Annotated in this window: 9 protein-coding genes; 3 read left to right on the forward strand and 6 right to left on the reverse strand. The window is 41.5% G+C overall.

Annotation, left to right across the window (positions count from 1 at the left end; translation table 11 throughout):
* Positions 1–11 precede the first annotated feature (11 nt).
* The 6 genes from GQS54_RS21555 to GQS54_RS21580 all read right to left on the reverse strand — a co-directional run bounded on the left by GQS54_RS21555 (position 12) and on the right by GQS54_RS21580 (position 8,669).
* On the reverse strand, positions 12–1,985 hold the full coding sequence (locus GQS54_RS21555) for a S8 family peptidase (protein ID WP_166425985.1): 1,974 nt from the start codon (positions 1,983–1,985) through the stop codon (positions 12–14).
* A 342-nt stretch (positions 1,986–2,327) separates the two neighbouring features.
* Positions 2,328–4,037: an EAL domain-containing protein gene (locus GQS54_RS21560; protein ID WP_166425986.1), complete on the reverse strand. Its 1,710-nt coding sequence runs from the start codon at positions 4,035–4,037 to the stop codon at positions 2,328–2,330.
* A gap of 83 nt (positions 4,038–4,120) precedes the next feature.
* On the reverse strand, positions 4,121–5,650 hold the full coding sequence (locus GQS54_RS21565; protein ID WP_166425987.1) for a PAS domain-containing sensor histidine kinase: 1,530 nt from the start codon (positions 5,648–5,650) through the stop codon (positions 4,121–4,123).
* Positions 5,651–5,678: 28 nt separating this feature from the next.
* Positions 5,679–6,095, reverse strand: coding sequence for a response regulator (locus tag GQS54_RS21570; RefSeq protein WP_166425988.1), 417 nt, complete (start codon positions 6,093–6,095; stop codon positions 5,679–5,681).
* A complete protein-coding gene (locus GQS54_RS21575) occupies positions 6,095–7,546 on the reverse strand; it encodes a HAMP domain-containing sensor histidine kinase (RefSeq protein ID WP_166425989.1) in 1,452 nt (483 codons plus the stop codon). Before GQS54_RS21575 ends, GQS54_RS21570 begins: the two co-directional genes overlap by 1 nt.
* Positions 7,547–7,766: 220 nt before the next feature.
* Entirely contained in the window at positions 7,767–8,669 is a 903-nt protein-coding gene (locus GQS54_RS21580; RefSeq protein ID WP_166425990.1) for an MASE1 domain-containing protein, read from the reverse strand.
* Between the two features lie 690 nt (positions 8,670–9,359).
* Between GQS54_RS21580 and GQS54_RS21585 the strand changes: the two genes are divergently transcribed.
* The 3 genes from GQS54_RS21585 to GQS54_RS21595 all read left to right on the forward strand — a co-directional run bounded on the left by GQS54_RS21585 (position 9,360) and on the right by GQS54_RS21595 (position 16,563).
* On the forward strand, positions 9,360–10,361 hold the full coding sequence (locus GQS54_RS21585) for a polysaccharide lyase family 7 protein (protein WP_166425991.1): 1,002 nt from the start codon (positions 9,360–9,362) through the stop codon (positions 10,359–10,361).
* A gap of 373 nt (positions 10,362–10,734) precedes the next feature.
* Complete coding sequence (locus tag GQS54_RS21590; RefSeq protein ID WP_166425992.1) at positions 10,735–13,446, forward strand: poly(beta-D-mannuronate) lyase; 2,712 nt, start codon at positions 10,735–10,737, stop codon at positions 13,444–13,446.
* Positions 13,447–13,521: 75 nt separating this feature from the next.
* Complete coding sequence (locus tag GQS54_RS21595; protein WP_166425993.1) at positions 13,522–16,563, forward strand: TonB-dependent receptor; 3,042 nt, start codon at positions 13,522–13,524, stop codon at positions 16,561–16,563.
* The last annotated feature ends 222 nt before the right edge of the window (positions 16,564–16,785 follow it).

Here is a 16,785-nt window from a genome sequence, read left to right on the forward strand (position 1 = left end):
TCAACTGAGCTTTATTCTTGGAGCATGAAATTCTCTTGGTTCATATGAGCCTCTTCCCACATGAAAGCTTCTTCCCATACCTCAAATTCGAAGCCTTCTATGTAGTAGTTGCCGTTTTCGTCTTTACGAGCCGCGCCCATATAATGCTGTTCACCGCTTAAATCTGCCGCGATATCCATGCCATTATTGGCACAACCTGCCTCGTTAGACTCAACCGCTTTAACAGCATTAACACTACCAGAGCCTTGTTGAAATGGGCTATAAGCCAATTTGCCATTTACCTGAGCCATTGTGGTGCTGCTCATTAAGCGGCATTTCACATCATTTGCACTCAAACTTGGGTCGTTTTGCAGCATCAACGCAACCACACCACTAACCACGCCTGACGCTTGTGACGTACCCGACATAATGAAACGGTCATCGCCAACCATATATTGTGGAAATTTACTCGGCACATACATATCGTCATTAGCTAAACTGAACATGTGTCCGCCCGGGGCTACCATATCTGGCTTGATAAAGGCTTCGTGCGTTGGCCCCTGAGACGAAAACGATAGCATGGTGTCATCATTTGGATTGTCTTGGGTGTAGTTATCACTGATGGCACCAACACTTATAACGTAAGGTACATTAGCAGGCACGCCTATGGTCATCGCGCTTGGACCGGTATTACCTGCCGACGTCACCACAACGATGTCTTTTTCCCACAATGCCATTACTGCTTGGTTAATCGGGTCATCCCAGTAATTCGAGCGAGGCGGTGCACCAAACGACAGATTAACTACCCGTATATTCAAAGCCTCATGATTATCAGCAATGTACTGCAGTGCGCGAAGTGCATCTAAATAGGTGCTGTGACCATCTTCGTAAAATGCCTTAACGACAACTAAATTAGCATCTGGCGCAACACCTTGATAATAGCTACGCATTTGACCGTCAACAACAGCATGATCACTGTTAGCAATAATACCCGTAATATGGGTACCGTGACTGTTCTCGTCCGTGACGCCAAGTGCGGCAACTTCTTCATCGTTGAGCGCGTCATAAGCCGCTTTAATTCGCGTCTTGTTAGTAGTGTCATTACTTAATGCGCTGTGGGCTGACCATAAACCACTGTCAATAACGGCAACGGTAACATCTTTACCAGTAATACCCTTATCATGCAGTTCATCAGCCCCAATATTATTAACATAGTAGCTGTTGCTATCCCCTTCGTTTGCTTGAGTGTCATAGCCTTTAACTAAACTGCGACTACAGTTTTGCTTAAACTTCACATCTAGTGAGAAATCGCGTTGGGAATAGTTTTCTGCTCCACCCGCTGCAAATGACACTTCCACAGTAGCTGCCTCAAATGCATCCAATTTTGCATAACGCTTTAAGCGCTTAATATTTATCGATAATTCACCTGATTTACGGTTATACACTCGCCAATATACAGTTGCCCCATTCACTTTAACTGAATAGATGTGACCCAGCTCTTTTGGCCACTTAAACGACATACTTTCCATGTCAGCTTGTGAATCTCTAGCATTATATAAATTCCAACGAATACTATGATCAGTAAGTTCGCTAACATGACTACCGTAGACTAAGCAGTTATCCAATGAACCCGCGGTAAAAACGGCTTCGTTTTTAGACACCTTGAGCAAGGGGGCCAGTTGAGAGAGCAGAATTAATTGCGCGTCACTAAGTCGCGCTCCTATACCATCCACTAATGGAAGTTTATGGGTGACAATGCCACCAATGCTTTCAATTAGATCCTTCAAAACACCAACCTCAGCACCCTGAATCAATACTTCGTTATCTAATCCAACAAGGCTCTTCGCGACCTTGGTCAACGATGACGCACCCAAGGATCCGGGGGTTTTGGTAGCATTTACGCTTTTCACTATATCCCTAACACCTGAACCAGCAGCTGATATTGAGCTAAAGCAAAAGAGCCCTGCTAGCAATATTGCGCATTTTTTATTAAATTTTAGTTTCATATGTATTCATCCGGTAAATTTGTCGCGATAAAAAATAGAGTTAACTACTTGAAATATCGGCGATGACTACACTCACAACGCAATTAACAGGCCAAGAAATAAGCACTTGTTTTATATAGATAAAATTGAAATGTGATAAAAATGACATCTTCACTGTGAAATTATTGAATGTTATTTTTGAATGGAGTGATACTTTGATTGCAATCATTTTTTACACTTGAACGTTTTTAGCGGTGGTCTTATACCGACCTAAGAGGAGGTTGAGGGGGAGCTTAAGGAATTTTTATTGGATTTTATGATGCACCAACACATTGGATGTAGGATATAAATTGGTTGAATAATTTAGGCATGGTAGATTTTATGTAGTAAGTTTTCAGTGTTGGTATCGTTCATCGGTATACCTAATAGAAAACCCTGAAGTCGGTCTAAATCAAATTCTTGGCATAAACGTAGCTGATTATCAGTTTCTATACCCTCTGCAACCACAGTAAATTCAAGTTTCTTTAACATTAAAGCGAGAGCTTCAAATACGCGGATACGTTTGTCTGCACGCTTTGCTGTGGTTTGCATGCTTTTATCTAATTTAACAATATCAATTGGGTAATCCATTAGGTGAGCTACAGATGAAAACCCCATACCGAAATCATCCAACGCAATTTTATAACCTTGTTGCGACAAGAGGCACAGAGTATTAGTGACTTTAATATTGTCTTTTATAAGGGCTGTTTCCGTTATCTCTAGCACTATCTTACTTGGCGACACTAAATACGCTTGTGTTGCCTGGGTCAACTCCGCTAGTAAATCCACATCTTGCAACTGAACAGGTGATATGTTGATAGACATAGTCAACTGTTGATCAAATTGTTCATGCCACTTTGATAGCTGGCAAACAGCCGTTTCGATTACCCATTGACCGATGGGATTAATCAGTTTGCTTTGTTCGGCGATCGGAATAAATTCATCGGGTGTATAGACAGGATCAATTTCCGGCCACCGAATAAGCGCTTCGAAACCGAGTAAAGTATTCTTTTTCGCGCAAAATACCGGTTGATAATAAAGTCGGAACGACGTGCTATCTAGGTGACGATTTAATTCATTTTGAATCAAGAATCGTAGATTAAACTCGGTTTGAAAATGAGGCTGGTAAAAACTAATGCTGTTTTTACCGTTTTGCTTAGCTCGGTACATGGCGATATCTGCGCATTTTAATAATGCTTGGGCGTCAGCTGAATCATCAGGACAAAGGGCGACACCAATACTGACACCACAAGCGACTTCTTTACCGTTTAAATCAAACGGTGTTTTAAAAGAATCTAGAATACGGCTGGCTATTCTATTCACCTCCAGTGGAGAGGAAATACTGCCAATAATAATGGCAAATTCATCGCCGCCGAGCCGGGCAAATCCCTCATTGCAGCGTAAACAGGTTCGTATTCTGTCGACTGACTGTTTAAGTACGTCATCTCCCGCTTCGTGACCCATAGTGTCGTTAACATGCTTAAAGTTATCTAAATCTAAGGCGAGCAATGCCACTTTGTGCTGAGTACGCTTGTTATTGGTAATCATGATCTTCAATGTTTCTTCGAAGTGATACCGATTGGACAAGCCTGTTAGGGGATCTTTCTCGGCCATCTTTTTTACCGCCAAATAGCTGTAATGCATACGCTGTTCGATTTCAAAGCGCTTGTTTGCATGCAGAATGGCTTTTTCAAGTTTACTTAGGGTAATTTCATTTTTTGACAGGAAGTCTTGAGCCCCTGCCTCGATGCAATCTAACGCTAAAGAAGGTTCTTCTGAGGCGCTTATCATAACAATAGCGGTATTCCCCATGTCTGGTTTAGCACGCAGATCTATAAGCATTTCAATACCGTCTACTTCAGGCATCTTACAATCGAGTAAAACTACATCAAACTGACTTTCGCTAAGCAGTTTCAGGCCTTGGGCAACAGATGTGGCCTCTTGGATCTCGTGGAACGAATCACTTGATGCATTAAGCGTTCTTTTAACAACTCGTCTGTCAACGACGTCATCATCTACAATCAACACCTTCATCTCGAAACCTCAACTTAATTTAACAACCTTGATAATAGCCAAGTCCTAAGGCTAGGGAGTTTTTTATTAAAACGCCTCCCTGTTCACTGTTTGGGTTTAGGCCAAAATACTGTAAACGTCGTGCCTTCAATACCATCTGACTCTATTTCGATTTTGCCACCAAATTGATTCAAGTGTTTCATCACAACCGCTAGCCCAACACCACTTCCTTCTAGTTCATCTCTAGATTTGAGTGTTTGAAAAAGTTGGAAAACACGCTCAAAATATTTAGGGGCAATACCTGGTCCATTATCGGTAATATGGATTTCGTAATAATGTTGGCTAGTCTGGCAACTGACTTTCACAAGGCCTTTTTCTTTATCATTATGTTTAATGGCATTGCCGACTAAATTTAAAATAATTGTTTTAAACGGAACTGAGGGCACAACCAATTCTGCCGGTTCAACTGTAATGGTAAATTGCTCGGGCACATCGAGTAATGGCGTGATGTCTTCCACAAGCTTTGAAAGTTCAAGGCTCACTGCAGGTGTATCTACTCTGCCAATCCTGGCAAATGAAAGTAAATCTTCGAGTAAGGAATGCATTCTATCCGCTCTATTGACTACCAGATGCAGATTTTCAAGCGACTCTGACGGTAAAATATCTTGACAATCTTCGGCTATCCAGCCCAATAAACGACGTATAGCGATCAAAGGGGATTTAAGATCGTGAGACGCGATATTGGTGAAATCATCAAGGTCGCTATTGGCTACTTTTAATTGCCGAATAAGGTTTTCGCGTTCCGTTACATCTCGGCGAATGCACAAAATATACGGCTTACCATTTTCATCTTCAAATCGACGCTTAATCGTTTCGAAGACCATTCTGCTTCCGTCAGAATGGTAGACGTCTTCCGTAACAACGCTCTCCCCTTTTTCAAACGCGATTTTATCTTGCTCAAAAAATTGATTCGCTTCGCCTTCGTCAAACCCCTCAGTAGCGGTATATCCGATTATTTTGTCGCGCAAGCCCTTAGAAAAAATAGACATAAAAGGTTCGTTGGCGTAGACCATTTTGAAATCGGTATCTTTAACAAAGATCCAGTCATGGTTGTGTTTCGAAATAAGAAGATGTAGCTCACGAGATTTAGCTGCTTGCAAAATATATTTATGTTGCACAATGTGGTTCGTTATATCACGCTGAAGCACCGTCATAACCGCCTGTTCTTTTGCCGTTAACTGGACCCCTTTAGAACGAAAAAACTCTAGGTAACCAAAGCTCAAGCCTGATGGCAACATAACTGGAGATACCACGCGAATTATCCCAGTGCCTAAATGTGATTGCCCTCTGGTAACATTGCTAATTACATCAGGTGACTCCCCATCATCTCGTTGTATATCAAGTAACGATATTTGCGCTGCTAGTTCTTTATTACATTCGCCGTTTTGTGCCACTAACACCTGTATATCAGCGCATTGACAAAAAATACGGCAAAATTGCGCGTCAAAAATGGTCAAAATCAACTCACAAATATTTTCGAGGTTGAGCGCTATTCCCGGATCTAGGCCTAATTCCCACGCATAGGTGTGCTTATTTAACGAAGGACGTCCAACATAATGTTCGATATTGAGCATGGGGTTTCCTTTTAGCTAAACATCGGTATTAACGAAGCGCTTCAATCGTTTCTTTAAGAAAATCAATCGTTAATTCACCTTTTACTAAAAAGCCTCTGACAAAATCGTATTTATATGCGCGCTCCTTATCTTCAGCTCTTTCAGAAGAAGAGTACATAGTGACCACACAAGCTGACAATTCTAACTGTGTTCTGATTTTAGAAAACTCTTCAAGAAAATCAAAGCCATTTACAATCGGCATATTGATATCAAGAAAGATAATCACAGGAGGGAATTCGTCCGGATAGCGCTTTCTATTATTTTCATAATCTTGCAGAAAAACTAATGCTGTTGCACCATCGTCTTTTTCAAAAATACTCTCGACTCCAAGCGTCTTTAATTGGCGTTTAAGGATATATCTATCTAATTCGCTATCATCAACGATAAGAACATTAACTCGTTTCATTAACTTACCTGCTTTGGAATATTGGTGGTAAAGAGGGTACCAAGCTCTGACGTTTGCATAAGTATGGTGCCATTTAAGTAATCCACATGCTTTTTAACAATCGCTAACCCTAAACCAGAACCAAAACTGATTTTTGGATGAAACCGTTTAAACATTTGAAAAACTTCATCATGACGCTCTAGCGGAATACCAATTCCGTTATCCTGCACGCTTAATTGGTAGCTATCTGTTTTTTCTGAAAGAGACACCTTAACGTAGGGCTTTTCAGCTTTATCTTCATCGCGGTATTTAAGAGCATTAGAAATCAAATTCTCTAATATCTGAACAATTCTAACTTTATTACTCACAAAAGGATTTTCAAGGTAAATATCGCAAGTAATTTCCTCGTTATGCAGTTCGATAATACTCGACAAACGTTGCTGAATTTCAGCAACCATCTGTATAACATCAATCTCAGTCACATTGTTATCCAAGCTGTCAATTTCCGTTAGAGACAAAATACTGACCACCAAGTCCTCTAACTTTTCCATTTGCCCATGGATTTTCTGCGCATCCTCAATGGCACTGGTAAGTAGTCCACTTTGAATATCTTCAACAATAAATCGGGTCAACAGCTTTGAAGAACTAAGAGGGGCTTTTAAATCATGAGAGGCGCGATACGCAAATTGAGCCAGCTCGGCATTGGCCTGAGTCAAACTCTCGGTTCGTTGCTCAACTAACTTTTCAAGTCTTTGATTAACCTCAGTCACTAACATTTCATTGGCCAAGCGCTCTCTGGCTGCCAGCAACAAAGTTTGTAATTCCCCGCTGACATGTTTATCAATGTCTTCAGATAAATTTTTATCATCCGAGTTTCTTTCAAGTAAGTTGATCGCTCTACGAATGGAGCTTGATATGCTTTTCGACATATAGCCGATAGACACAATATTGAACATTGAAATGATAATGATGAAAGGGATCATGGTGCGCATTAAAAACGAAACCGTATCCGAAACAGGTTTTTCAAACTGTTGTGAATGCTGAGTGAATATGTTTTCAAATTCTTTAAGCTGACTCAGTAACTGTTCGCGTGTTATTTGCTGGTTTTCAAAGCTGGTGACAGCTAGCAAAGCGCGATTAGCCTGTTTTATATCCTCGTGGCAAATATCAACAACGGCTGAAGTCCCTATTTGGCGCATAACAAAGACGTTAATAAAATCTATTTTTTCAATACAATCAATAGGTTGCTGGCGAATATCAGTAATAACTCTTTTCATATCAAGCACGTCAAACTGTATTTTATTTTCAAGCGCTAAAATGTTGCCGGTAAACTGGCTAATATACTTCAAGTGAAGCAAATTTAGTTGATGAAACTGCGCACCTTTAGATATTTCAAGCACAGCCAAAAGCGTGATAGAGATTTCGAAGATGGTTAATACGACTATGAGCTTTAGCTTACTGGAGATGTTCATTTTTATCTCAACACGTATTATTTCAAATTAGGCTAATACATTAAGTATCAACAATTTATAAGCAATGACCTTTGTACTTTAGTCGAGTATTCTAGAATTTCTCGTTTCATGTAAATTAATCAAATATTGGGTACTTAACCGTTTTATTGGAGAAGTGGATATTAACCTATGCAAACTTCCTGTGCATAGCGACAACAGTAAGTCTACGAATGCTAAATAGTCAGTTTGGTGTATGAGTCGAAAATTGTCGTTTGTTGAATTCGGCTCCGGCAATAAGAAACAGGCAAATTGATATGGCTATCATATAAATCTGATTTTCCACTGTTGGTCCTTGGGTCAATAACGCGACCATATAAGTCATTGCACACACAAAAAACACGCTACACATCGCGCCGATCACCCCATACTTGAAGGTATAAAACACTGCCGGAAGAAGCGCCACTAATTTTACATATTGGTCATATCCATCATGAAAAATGGTTAAGAAAAAATATCCACTGAGCAAAAATAGCCAAACAACTGTGCACTGCCCGGCAGCAGCCACTGATTGTTCATCAAAATGAAATAATAATTTTTGTGTGAGTAACACCAGTGGAAATATAAAGAAGATACCAACTAAATCACCTAAAGCCATATTGGTGATGTTTTGTATTAAATTTATTGCCACATGTGGATCATCCAGCGCCCTTCTTCCAACAAATAGCGTGGCATTAGTGACACTCGTCACAATGAAAAGCACGAGTAACGCACACGCGTTGTTTAGGGAAGTGAGCACGTTAGTGCCAAAACGCTTTCGATATTGCCATAATAGAAAGATAAAACTAAATGGATAGAGCACAAAGTGTGTGACATACCAGATTAAAGACTCAGGGTAAAATACAGGAGATGACAGCCAACCTCCGCTGTGAAACAACAGCAAAAACGCGATCCGATCGATAACGAATAGGTAAGGCCAACTGCGAATGGGTGAAAATAAGAAAACACAAATCCGTAAACCGGCAGGTAAATACCAGCTAACAACATTCGGTATCAACTCCAATTGGGTACTGACTACCCACAAGCAATTAAACACTACGGCATAAAGCACACCTAAAAAACTATACTTTATCCAAGGTTGGTCCATTAACATAAATACCAAATCACTATTTCCACTGTCTCTATATATACGTTTAATTCGATAACAATTCATTCTAAGAATATCAGCTTAATCATGCTAAAAGATGAGTAAATACCGACCAAGCAGTTTAAAAAAAGCTTTGCGATTATAGCTAAATGGCTAGGTTGCGCTCCAATTATCGTGCAGCACGCCCCTAACCAAGCCATCATCCTGGTAATCCATATTAAACAAACCAATAAATAAAATTGGTAAACCATGATTGACTGATCATTACCAAATTGGTTACATTATTGTTAACCATTTTGCGCATTTATGTTGATAACGCAAACTAAAATGCATGTACTTGATAGGTAATGAACACGCATTTTACGGTTTGAGCGATAGGCTTTGTAGCGTATTCAGTGTGACACTGGCTCAATAGGCTCGCCGCTTATTCTGTTAGTTATGCCATCAGTCATTGGCTAAATTACATGGGCATCAGTCACGTTGGAATATTTGCTACAAGGTTGATATTCAGCTTAACGCTCTTGTTTACTGTTTGCCTCACACTTAGCTTTTAGCTGAAAAATTCAACCTATATTTTAACAAATATAGCTTTCGCTTTCATGTAAGGCTTTGTATTTAGGCGTTATATCCTCATTTATTTACGCAAAAGAGCAACATTTAAAAATAATACCCTAATCAAGGGGGAGTGAGATGAAATCAATAACTAAAACAGTCGCTTACACATTTTTACTGGCCAGTACTTTTTGCTCAATGGGATCAAAAAGTGCAATCGTGGATGATATTGCCCCAATGCCAGTTTCACACAGTGCCTTAGCGCAAGGTGTGTTACTCGGTAAAATTACACTGCTTGATCCTAATAAACCTCCCAGTGGAAATTTTGATTTACTAGATTGGAGTTTAACGCTTCCCACTGATCTCAATAAAGACCTAAAAGCTGACACTATTTATGAAAAACCCTTAAGTAATAATTTTGAATTGAAGCCTCTTTTTTATACGGCTATTGATGGTGGAATGGTATTCGCGTGTCCTAACGTGGGGGCAAAAACATCTAAAAATACTAAGTATGTGCGCACTGAACTTCGGGAAATGCTCAGGCGTGGTAATAGCCGGGTAAAAGCCCAGGGCATTACGGAAAATAATTGGGTTTTTGCTGACGCTCATGGTTCAGTTAAACGAAAAGCTGGGGCAGTTGAAGGTAGTTTAGAAGCGACCCTAGCCGTCAATCGCGTATCAACAACCGGTGAAGAAAAAATGGTAGGCCGAGTGATAATAGGTCAAATTCATGGTAGCGATGACGAACCGATTAGACTTTATTATCGAAAATTGCCTAACAATGAATATGGTTCAATCTACTTTGCTCACGAAATTAATGGTGGTGATGACAGTTGGATAAACCTCATTGGTTCACGTTCCCATACCTTAGTTGACCCTAAAGAAGGCATTAAATTAAATGAAAAATTTAGTTATAAAATTTCGGTAGAAAATAGCGTGCTGTTTGTCACTCTTATAAGAGAGGGCAAATCTAATATAAATAAACAGCTTGATATGAGTGCGAGCGGCTACGGTAAAAGTAATCAATATATGTACTTTAAAGCGGGGGTTTATAATCAGAATAATGGCGGCGATCCCAAAGATTACGTGCAAGCGACTTTCTATTATCTAGACAATCAGCACGCAGGCTATCGATTTTAGTCATTAGGCCGAAATAGCGAAGGCGTAATCCCGCCATCGCTATCTTCTCCTGCCATAACGCCTCTAAGATCCTCGAAATAGGACTCTCTTAACCGAGAGACAATTTATCCCGCTTCCCCTACCCCCCCATTGCTGAATCGTCCACATTGGTCATACCAATATGGACCACAGGGTATAGTTCTCCCACCCAAAATGTAAATTTAAAGTTAATTATTTGGCGTAAATATAGTGGAAGACGCAACATTATTATGCTTATATAACCAAATTGGTTAGCAATTAATTAGCATTTTGGTAATCATTTAAGTCACTCATGGTAATAACATGGCGCAACTAACTGCTAATAAAAATCAATAATACGGAGAATGGAGCCATTATGAAGTTTAAAACATTTGCACTTTGTGCGATTGCAGCCGCTATAACAGGTTGCAGTACCGACTCAGACAATAACCCCAACACTTTGGGCTCTATTACCCTTTCAGGGACACCAACATCTGGCGAAACCTTGAGCGCATCAGTAAGCGATGCAAATGGTATATCAGGGGATATTACCTATTATTGGTACGCTGATGGTGTTGCTATTCCAAACGCTGATACCGCTTCTTTTACGTTAACTGACGAGCAAATCGGTTCACCCGTTACCGTTCAAGCCCTTTATACCGATGATGGTAATATCAACGAATCTCATATTAGTGATCCCACTTCTGATATTTCAGCAATTATCTTTCCAGCGTCAATTGCGATCACTGGAGATGCTTTTGTCGGCTCCACATTAGCAGCGTCGGTGGTTGACGAAAATGGTATTGAAGATGCGACGATTTTATACACCTGGTTTGCTGACGATGTAGCAATAGAAGACGAAGTATCGGCTGAACTTGAGCTCAAAGGAGCCCAGTTCGGAACAGTGATTACGGTTAACGCGGCGTTTGAAGATGACAGAGGTTTTGATGAATCGGCAACGTCAGCAGCGACCGACGTCGTATTTCGTAATAATTCCCAAGGTTTTGTCGTTATTCAAGGTACACCCACGGTAGGTAATATATTAGCAACTGAAATCACTGATCTTGATGGTGCAACAGGTACAATAACCTACCAATGGTTTGCTGACGATACGGCTATTGTAGGTGCAACTGAAAGTTCATATATGGTCGATGCCTCATTGGTGGGTATGGTGCTGACGGTACAAACGACGTACGTTGATGACAATGGCTTTGAAGAAGATTATGTGTCTAACGCGACCATCACTGTATCAAATGTCGCGGTTGATCAGCCCGGTAGTATCGAAATTATGGGCACTGCACCTTACTTAGCCAGTGCCACACTTACCGCTGAAATTACTGACAATAATGGTATAGAAGAAACAAATGTAGTTTATTCTTGGTCCGCCGATGGTGTTGAAATTACTGGCGCGAATAGCAAAACCTATACACCTACCAGCCAAGCAGGTTCTATCATCTCTGTTAACGCATCTTACACTGACAACGATGCGTTTACTGGCACTGTTACCGACTCTCTCGATACGCTGATATACACCCAAGTCGTTGGTGATACAGCAGCACTTGAAAGCACGATTGGCGTTTTAGCGGATGGTGATGTACTCGGTCTAAATACTAATATTTACAGTCCTACTGCTGCAATAGAATTCGCCAGCGGCATAACATTGCGCGCACTAGAGGGGCAAACCCCAACCCTATCCGGTGACCTGTGTATTCATGTTGCCGATGGTGTTGATGGTGCAGCGGTTACCGGTATAACCTTTACGGATATCGATACTCTTTCAGGCTCTAGCTGTGATAGTGGTGAAGAAGCGGTAATTTATTCTGAGGGTGATAACTTTGTGTTTTCTCAGAACACCATGGATGGCGAACAGGCTATATTGAATTATCCAGATGATTCATACCATTGGTTAGTCCTAAAAGGCAGTGGCGCGTTAATTGAGCGAAACACTTTCTCAGGTCGCGATGTAGCACAAGAAGGTTCAGTTATTAAATTGGCTTCATCTGGTTCTGACCATGTTATTCAATATAATTTGTTTAGCGACAGTGCTAATGATAACTATGATAACTCCAGCCTACTGCTACTTAACTTAGGCAGCACAACGGGTAGCGATGCTGCTGATAATGCGAACTTCACGGTACAGTACAACCGTATTGAAAATGTTGTCACTGGTCGCCGCTTAATGCGTGTGCAAACTTCTGGTGCCACTATTCATGGGAATACCATTTTTAATGCCAACGGTGGTATATCCCTAGAAGATGGTGGTTTTAATGTCATTACTGACAACGTCATTATACGCACCAGTGATATCGCTGATTCTGATGATAGACCCAGTGGCGTGTTAGTTACGCCTTTAGGTCATACGGTAAGCAATAACTATATCGCCGGTATCCGTTCAGGCAACAAAGAAGCAGGCGGAATTGTCTTCACTGCAAATCCATTCTCTCAAGCTGACGGCGGCGTACCCAACTCGGGCAACCAAGCAATACTTGACGGCACAGGTGACTTAACATTAACCGTAACCAACAATACTGTTCTTAACTCGCTTCAACCAATTGTATTTAGTACTGAAATTGGTTCAAAGGCCGGTGTAGGCGATTGTGATGAGCTCACTGTAATTGACAATCCTCAGTTATACGCCTTAACCAAAAACTTCTTTGTTATTGATTTCGATGCCAACGTAATTGCCAATGGTTTCAACGAGAATGCCACCACTCAGGGCCTATATTTAAACGCTGACGGAGGCTTCAGTGATCACTCGTTCGAGTATGATTGCGACATAATCAACCATGATGAATCTACACTAACCAACAATTTTGGCTTTAGCGATAGCTACATGTCAGGTGATACATCCGACGATTGGGTTGATATCCGAAATGTTGACGGCAACGGTGAGTTTGATACTGATGGGGCGATTGACCAAGACCCAGCAAGCAACGGCAAAGAAGTACCTGAATTGATTACGGCCACCAGCACACTCGTTGAAACTGACCCTAATGGCGCGCAATCGATCGCAGGCGCTAAAGGCCTGCATTACATACAAGCTTCAGAAGTAGGCGTTGGCTCTACTTGGGTAGCACAAGACGATTAAACCTTAATTTCACATTAAAAATAAAAAACAAAACGCTACCTTAAACATATTAATAGAGACAACGGAGATACTTAAATGTCGTTGAACAAAAAACACAATTGTACACCTGAATTCCACCTTAAAGCGGGGCCTGCTTTTGCGGTTCGCCCAGCAGCGAAATGGATAAAAGCAGCGATTATTGCCGGGATGACCACGACGACCGCATTCGCCTTGCAAGCACAAGAAACGCAAACCGAGCTAGACGAGAATGAAGCAGAGCTTGAGATCATTGACGTGGTAGGCTCACGACGAACCATTCAAGATCAAATTGCCATTAAACGAGAGTCAAACACAGTGGTTGATGGGCTCTCTTCGGAAGATATTGGCGACTTACCTGCGCTTTCTATCGGTGAAGCACTAGAGTCGATTACGGGCGCAGCTTCTCACCGAGAAAACGGTGGTGCCACAGAAATAACCATTCGTGGTTTGGGGCCATTTTTAAGTGCAACTCATATCAATGGTCGCCAAGCAACTAATGGCAGTGGTGACCGTTCGGTCAACTTCTCGCAATTCCCATCAGAATTGGTAAAAAAAGTCGCTATTTATAAAACCCAAGACGCATCAATGATTGAAGGAGGCGTAGCAGGTGTAATATCACTTGAAACTGTACAACCCCTCGATTTTGGTAAGCAGCGTATCCAAGGTGAAATAAAAGGTAACTACAATCCTGACGAAGGTAACATAGACAACGACCTACAAGGCGATTTAGGGTTTCGCGGTACCTTTAGCTACGTTGATCAATTCGAGTTCGATAATGGTAAAGCATTAGGGGTATCGTTTGGTGTACAACGCCAAGACATTAGCCAACCTGAAGCTGAATATCGAAGCTCAAGTCCAACGGGTTCCTCTTTATGGGCATGCTTAAACGACCCAACCAATACTAACGAGGGTTTCTATCGTAGTAGTGCCGGTGACTGTGAAGATCAGGTGAACGGAAGCAGTAACCAAGGATACGATACCTCTATCGATCCTGAAACGGGTAAAGCAGTAAGTGATGGAACGCCTTACGCTTGGACTGGCAGTAGCCGTAGCTACCGTCAAAACGAAACGTCCGATGAGCGGGATGCCTTCTTCTTAGCGCTGCAATTTCAACCGTCAGAATCATGGGATATTAATTTTGATGCGCAAGTGTCAGATAGAACACAACAAGAGTCTCGTCACGATTTAATCTTTTTACAAAAGCGCGCGACCCCCGGTCTAACTGGACCAACCTTAGTTACCAATCAAGTAGGCGGTATTTTGCACTGGGAAGGCCAAGAGCGTATCGAATCGGCAGGTGAAGAATTTTCTCGTGAAGAAAACTATCGCGGCTACGGTATAAATATTGAGCATTACGCAACAGATGCACTGACCATTAACTTCGATGCGTCTTATTCGAAAACTGAGCGGGAAGAACTGCAAATTTCTAATAGAGGTCGCACTGCTGACAGGCAGTTCTTTAGTTGGGATATGGGAGAGAATATTCCGCACTTTACCTTAACCGACTTCGATGTGACTGACATTAGTAATTACACCGACAGTCTGCGCACCCGTATCGATAAAGAAAACACCCGAGATAATGAAATAAAGTCGGCGCGTCTAGACTTTGATTACGCATTAAATGGTGAGGTTTTCACCAGTATTCAAGCGGGTCTTAGAACATCAGAACTGAGCTTTATACAATATGGCGGTAGCCAAGGTAACGGATCAAGAAATGAGTACAACTTAAATACCGACGTAACATCAGCCCTTGAAGTGCTTGAGAGTTGCCAAAAGTCCTTTCCTGAGTCTGACTTTTTATCCAGTGTCTCAGACGGTAATATTGTTACCAATGTAGACAGCGCAGGCAATGTTATTAGCAGTGGTACGGGCTCTTCTTGGGCCACTTATGACAACGTATGTTTCTCAAAAGCGGTTGCTGCTTCCCAAGGCGGAGAGTTCGCATACCCAGCGCTAGAGTATGAAAATAGCGGCACCATAGATGTAACAGAAAAGACCAATTCTGCCTATATCATGACCAGTTACGACACAGAAATGTTTGGTAAATTAATTCGCGGTAACTTTGGTGTACGTGTTGTTGATACTGAAGTGACATCTGTTGGCTTTCGGAACACGTTCGATGTGGTCACTGACGAATTAGGCATTCTTAGCTTGGTAACGGGCGACTCACTTGAAAAAATACAAGGCGGCGGAGATTACACTGAAGTGTTGCCTAGTGTTAACTTAGTGGTTAACTACAGTGATGATATTTTACTGCGCGGTGGTGTTTACCGTGGTATGTCACGCGCCGATCCGTCGGATTTGGGTTATAGCCGTACCTTTCAAACCGATGACGATATAGCACCCACCTCTCTTGCAGATTTGTTAGTCGGCGTGAATGGCTCGGGTAACCCAAATACGCAGCCGCTAATGTCATGGAACTACGACGTGGCGTTTGAGTGGTACCCAAATGAAGATTCTATCTTTGCGTTCGGCGTTTACTACAAACAGTTTCAAGGCGGGTTTCAACAAGAAACCGTGTTAGAAAACTTTGAAATAGACGGTGAAAATTTTGCACTGCCCGTAACAAGTGCTGTGACAACAGATAATGAGAGTGATTTATTCGGTATCGAAACGTCAATTGCCTATCGTTGGGACAGCGGTATTGGTATCAAAATTGGCTATAACTATGCTGATACTGATTTCGAATTTGAAGACAGTTTATACGGCGACACCTTTATTACCGACTTAGACGGCAACACCACCCAGCTTAGCGCGGGTATCATCCCTCCTGGCTCAGTACCTGGCTTTTCGGAGCATGTATTTAGTACGCAGGTGTATTACCAAATTGGCGACTTAGACACGGCAGTGATTTATAAATATCGTAGTGAATATTTCCAACCTTATACCAGTAACGGAACCCGTTTACGTTACGTTGATGAAGTAGGTGTATGGGAAGCGCGAGCGTCTTATAAAGTAAACGACCATGTGCGTGTTAAAGTCGAGGCGATTAACCTGTTTAGTGCGCCAAAATCTCAAGACTATTATGTTCAAGGTAACTTAGGGGAAGTGAATGACTACGGCCCTCGTTTGTTCGCGGGCGTGAGCGTTAAATACTAAAAGTAACCTTGTAGTTAAGGTAAAGTGTCGAATGCCGTTCAAATTAGTGAGCGGCATTTTTTTTAGAGGGTTATCTTTCTAATGCGCTACTGCTTCATTGTTTAAAACGCTAATTCATTTAGTACCTACGGGCATCACTCATACCACCAGCATCGCCATTACCGTTAAAACAGCTATCGTTACTAACGTATTAACGTATTAGCGTATTAGCGTATTAGCGTA

The organism is Paraglaciecola sp. 20A4 (assembly GCF_011378905.1).
GTDB lineage: Bacteria > Pseudomonadota > Gammaproteobacteria > Enterobacterales > Alteromonadaceae > Paraglaciecola.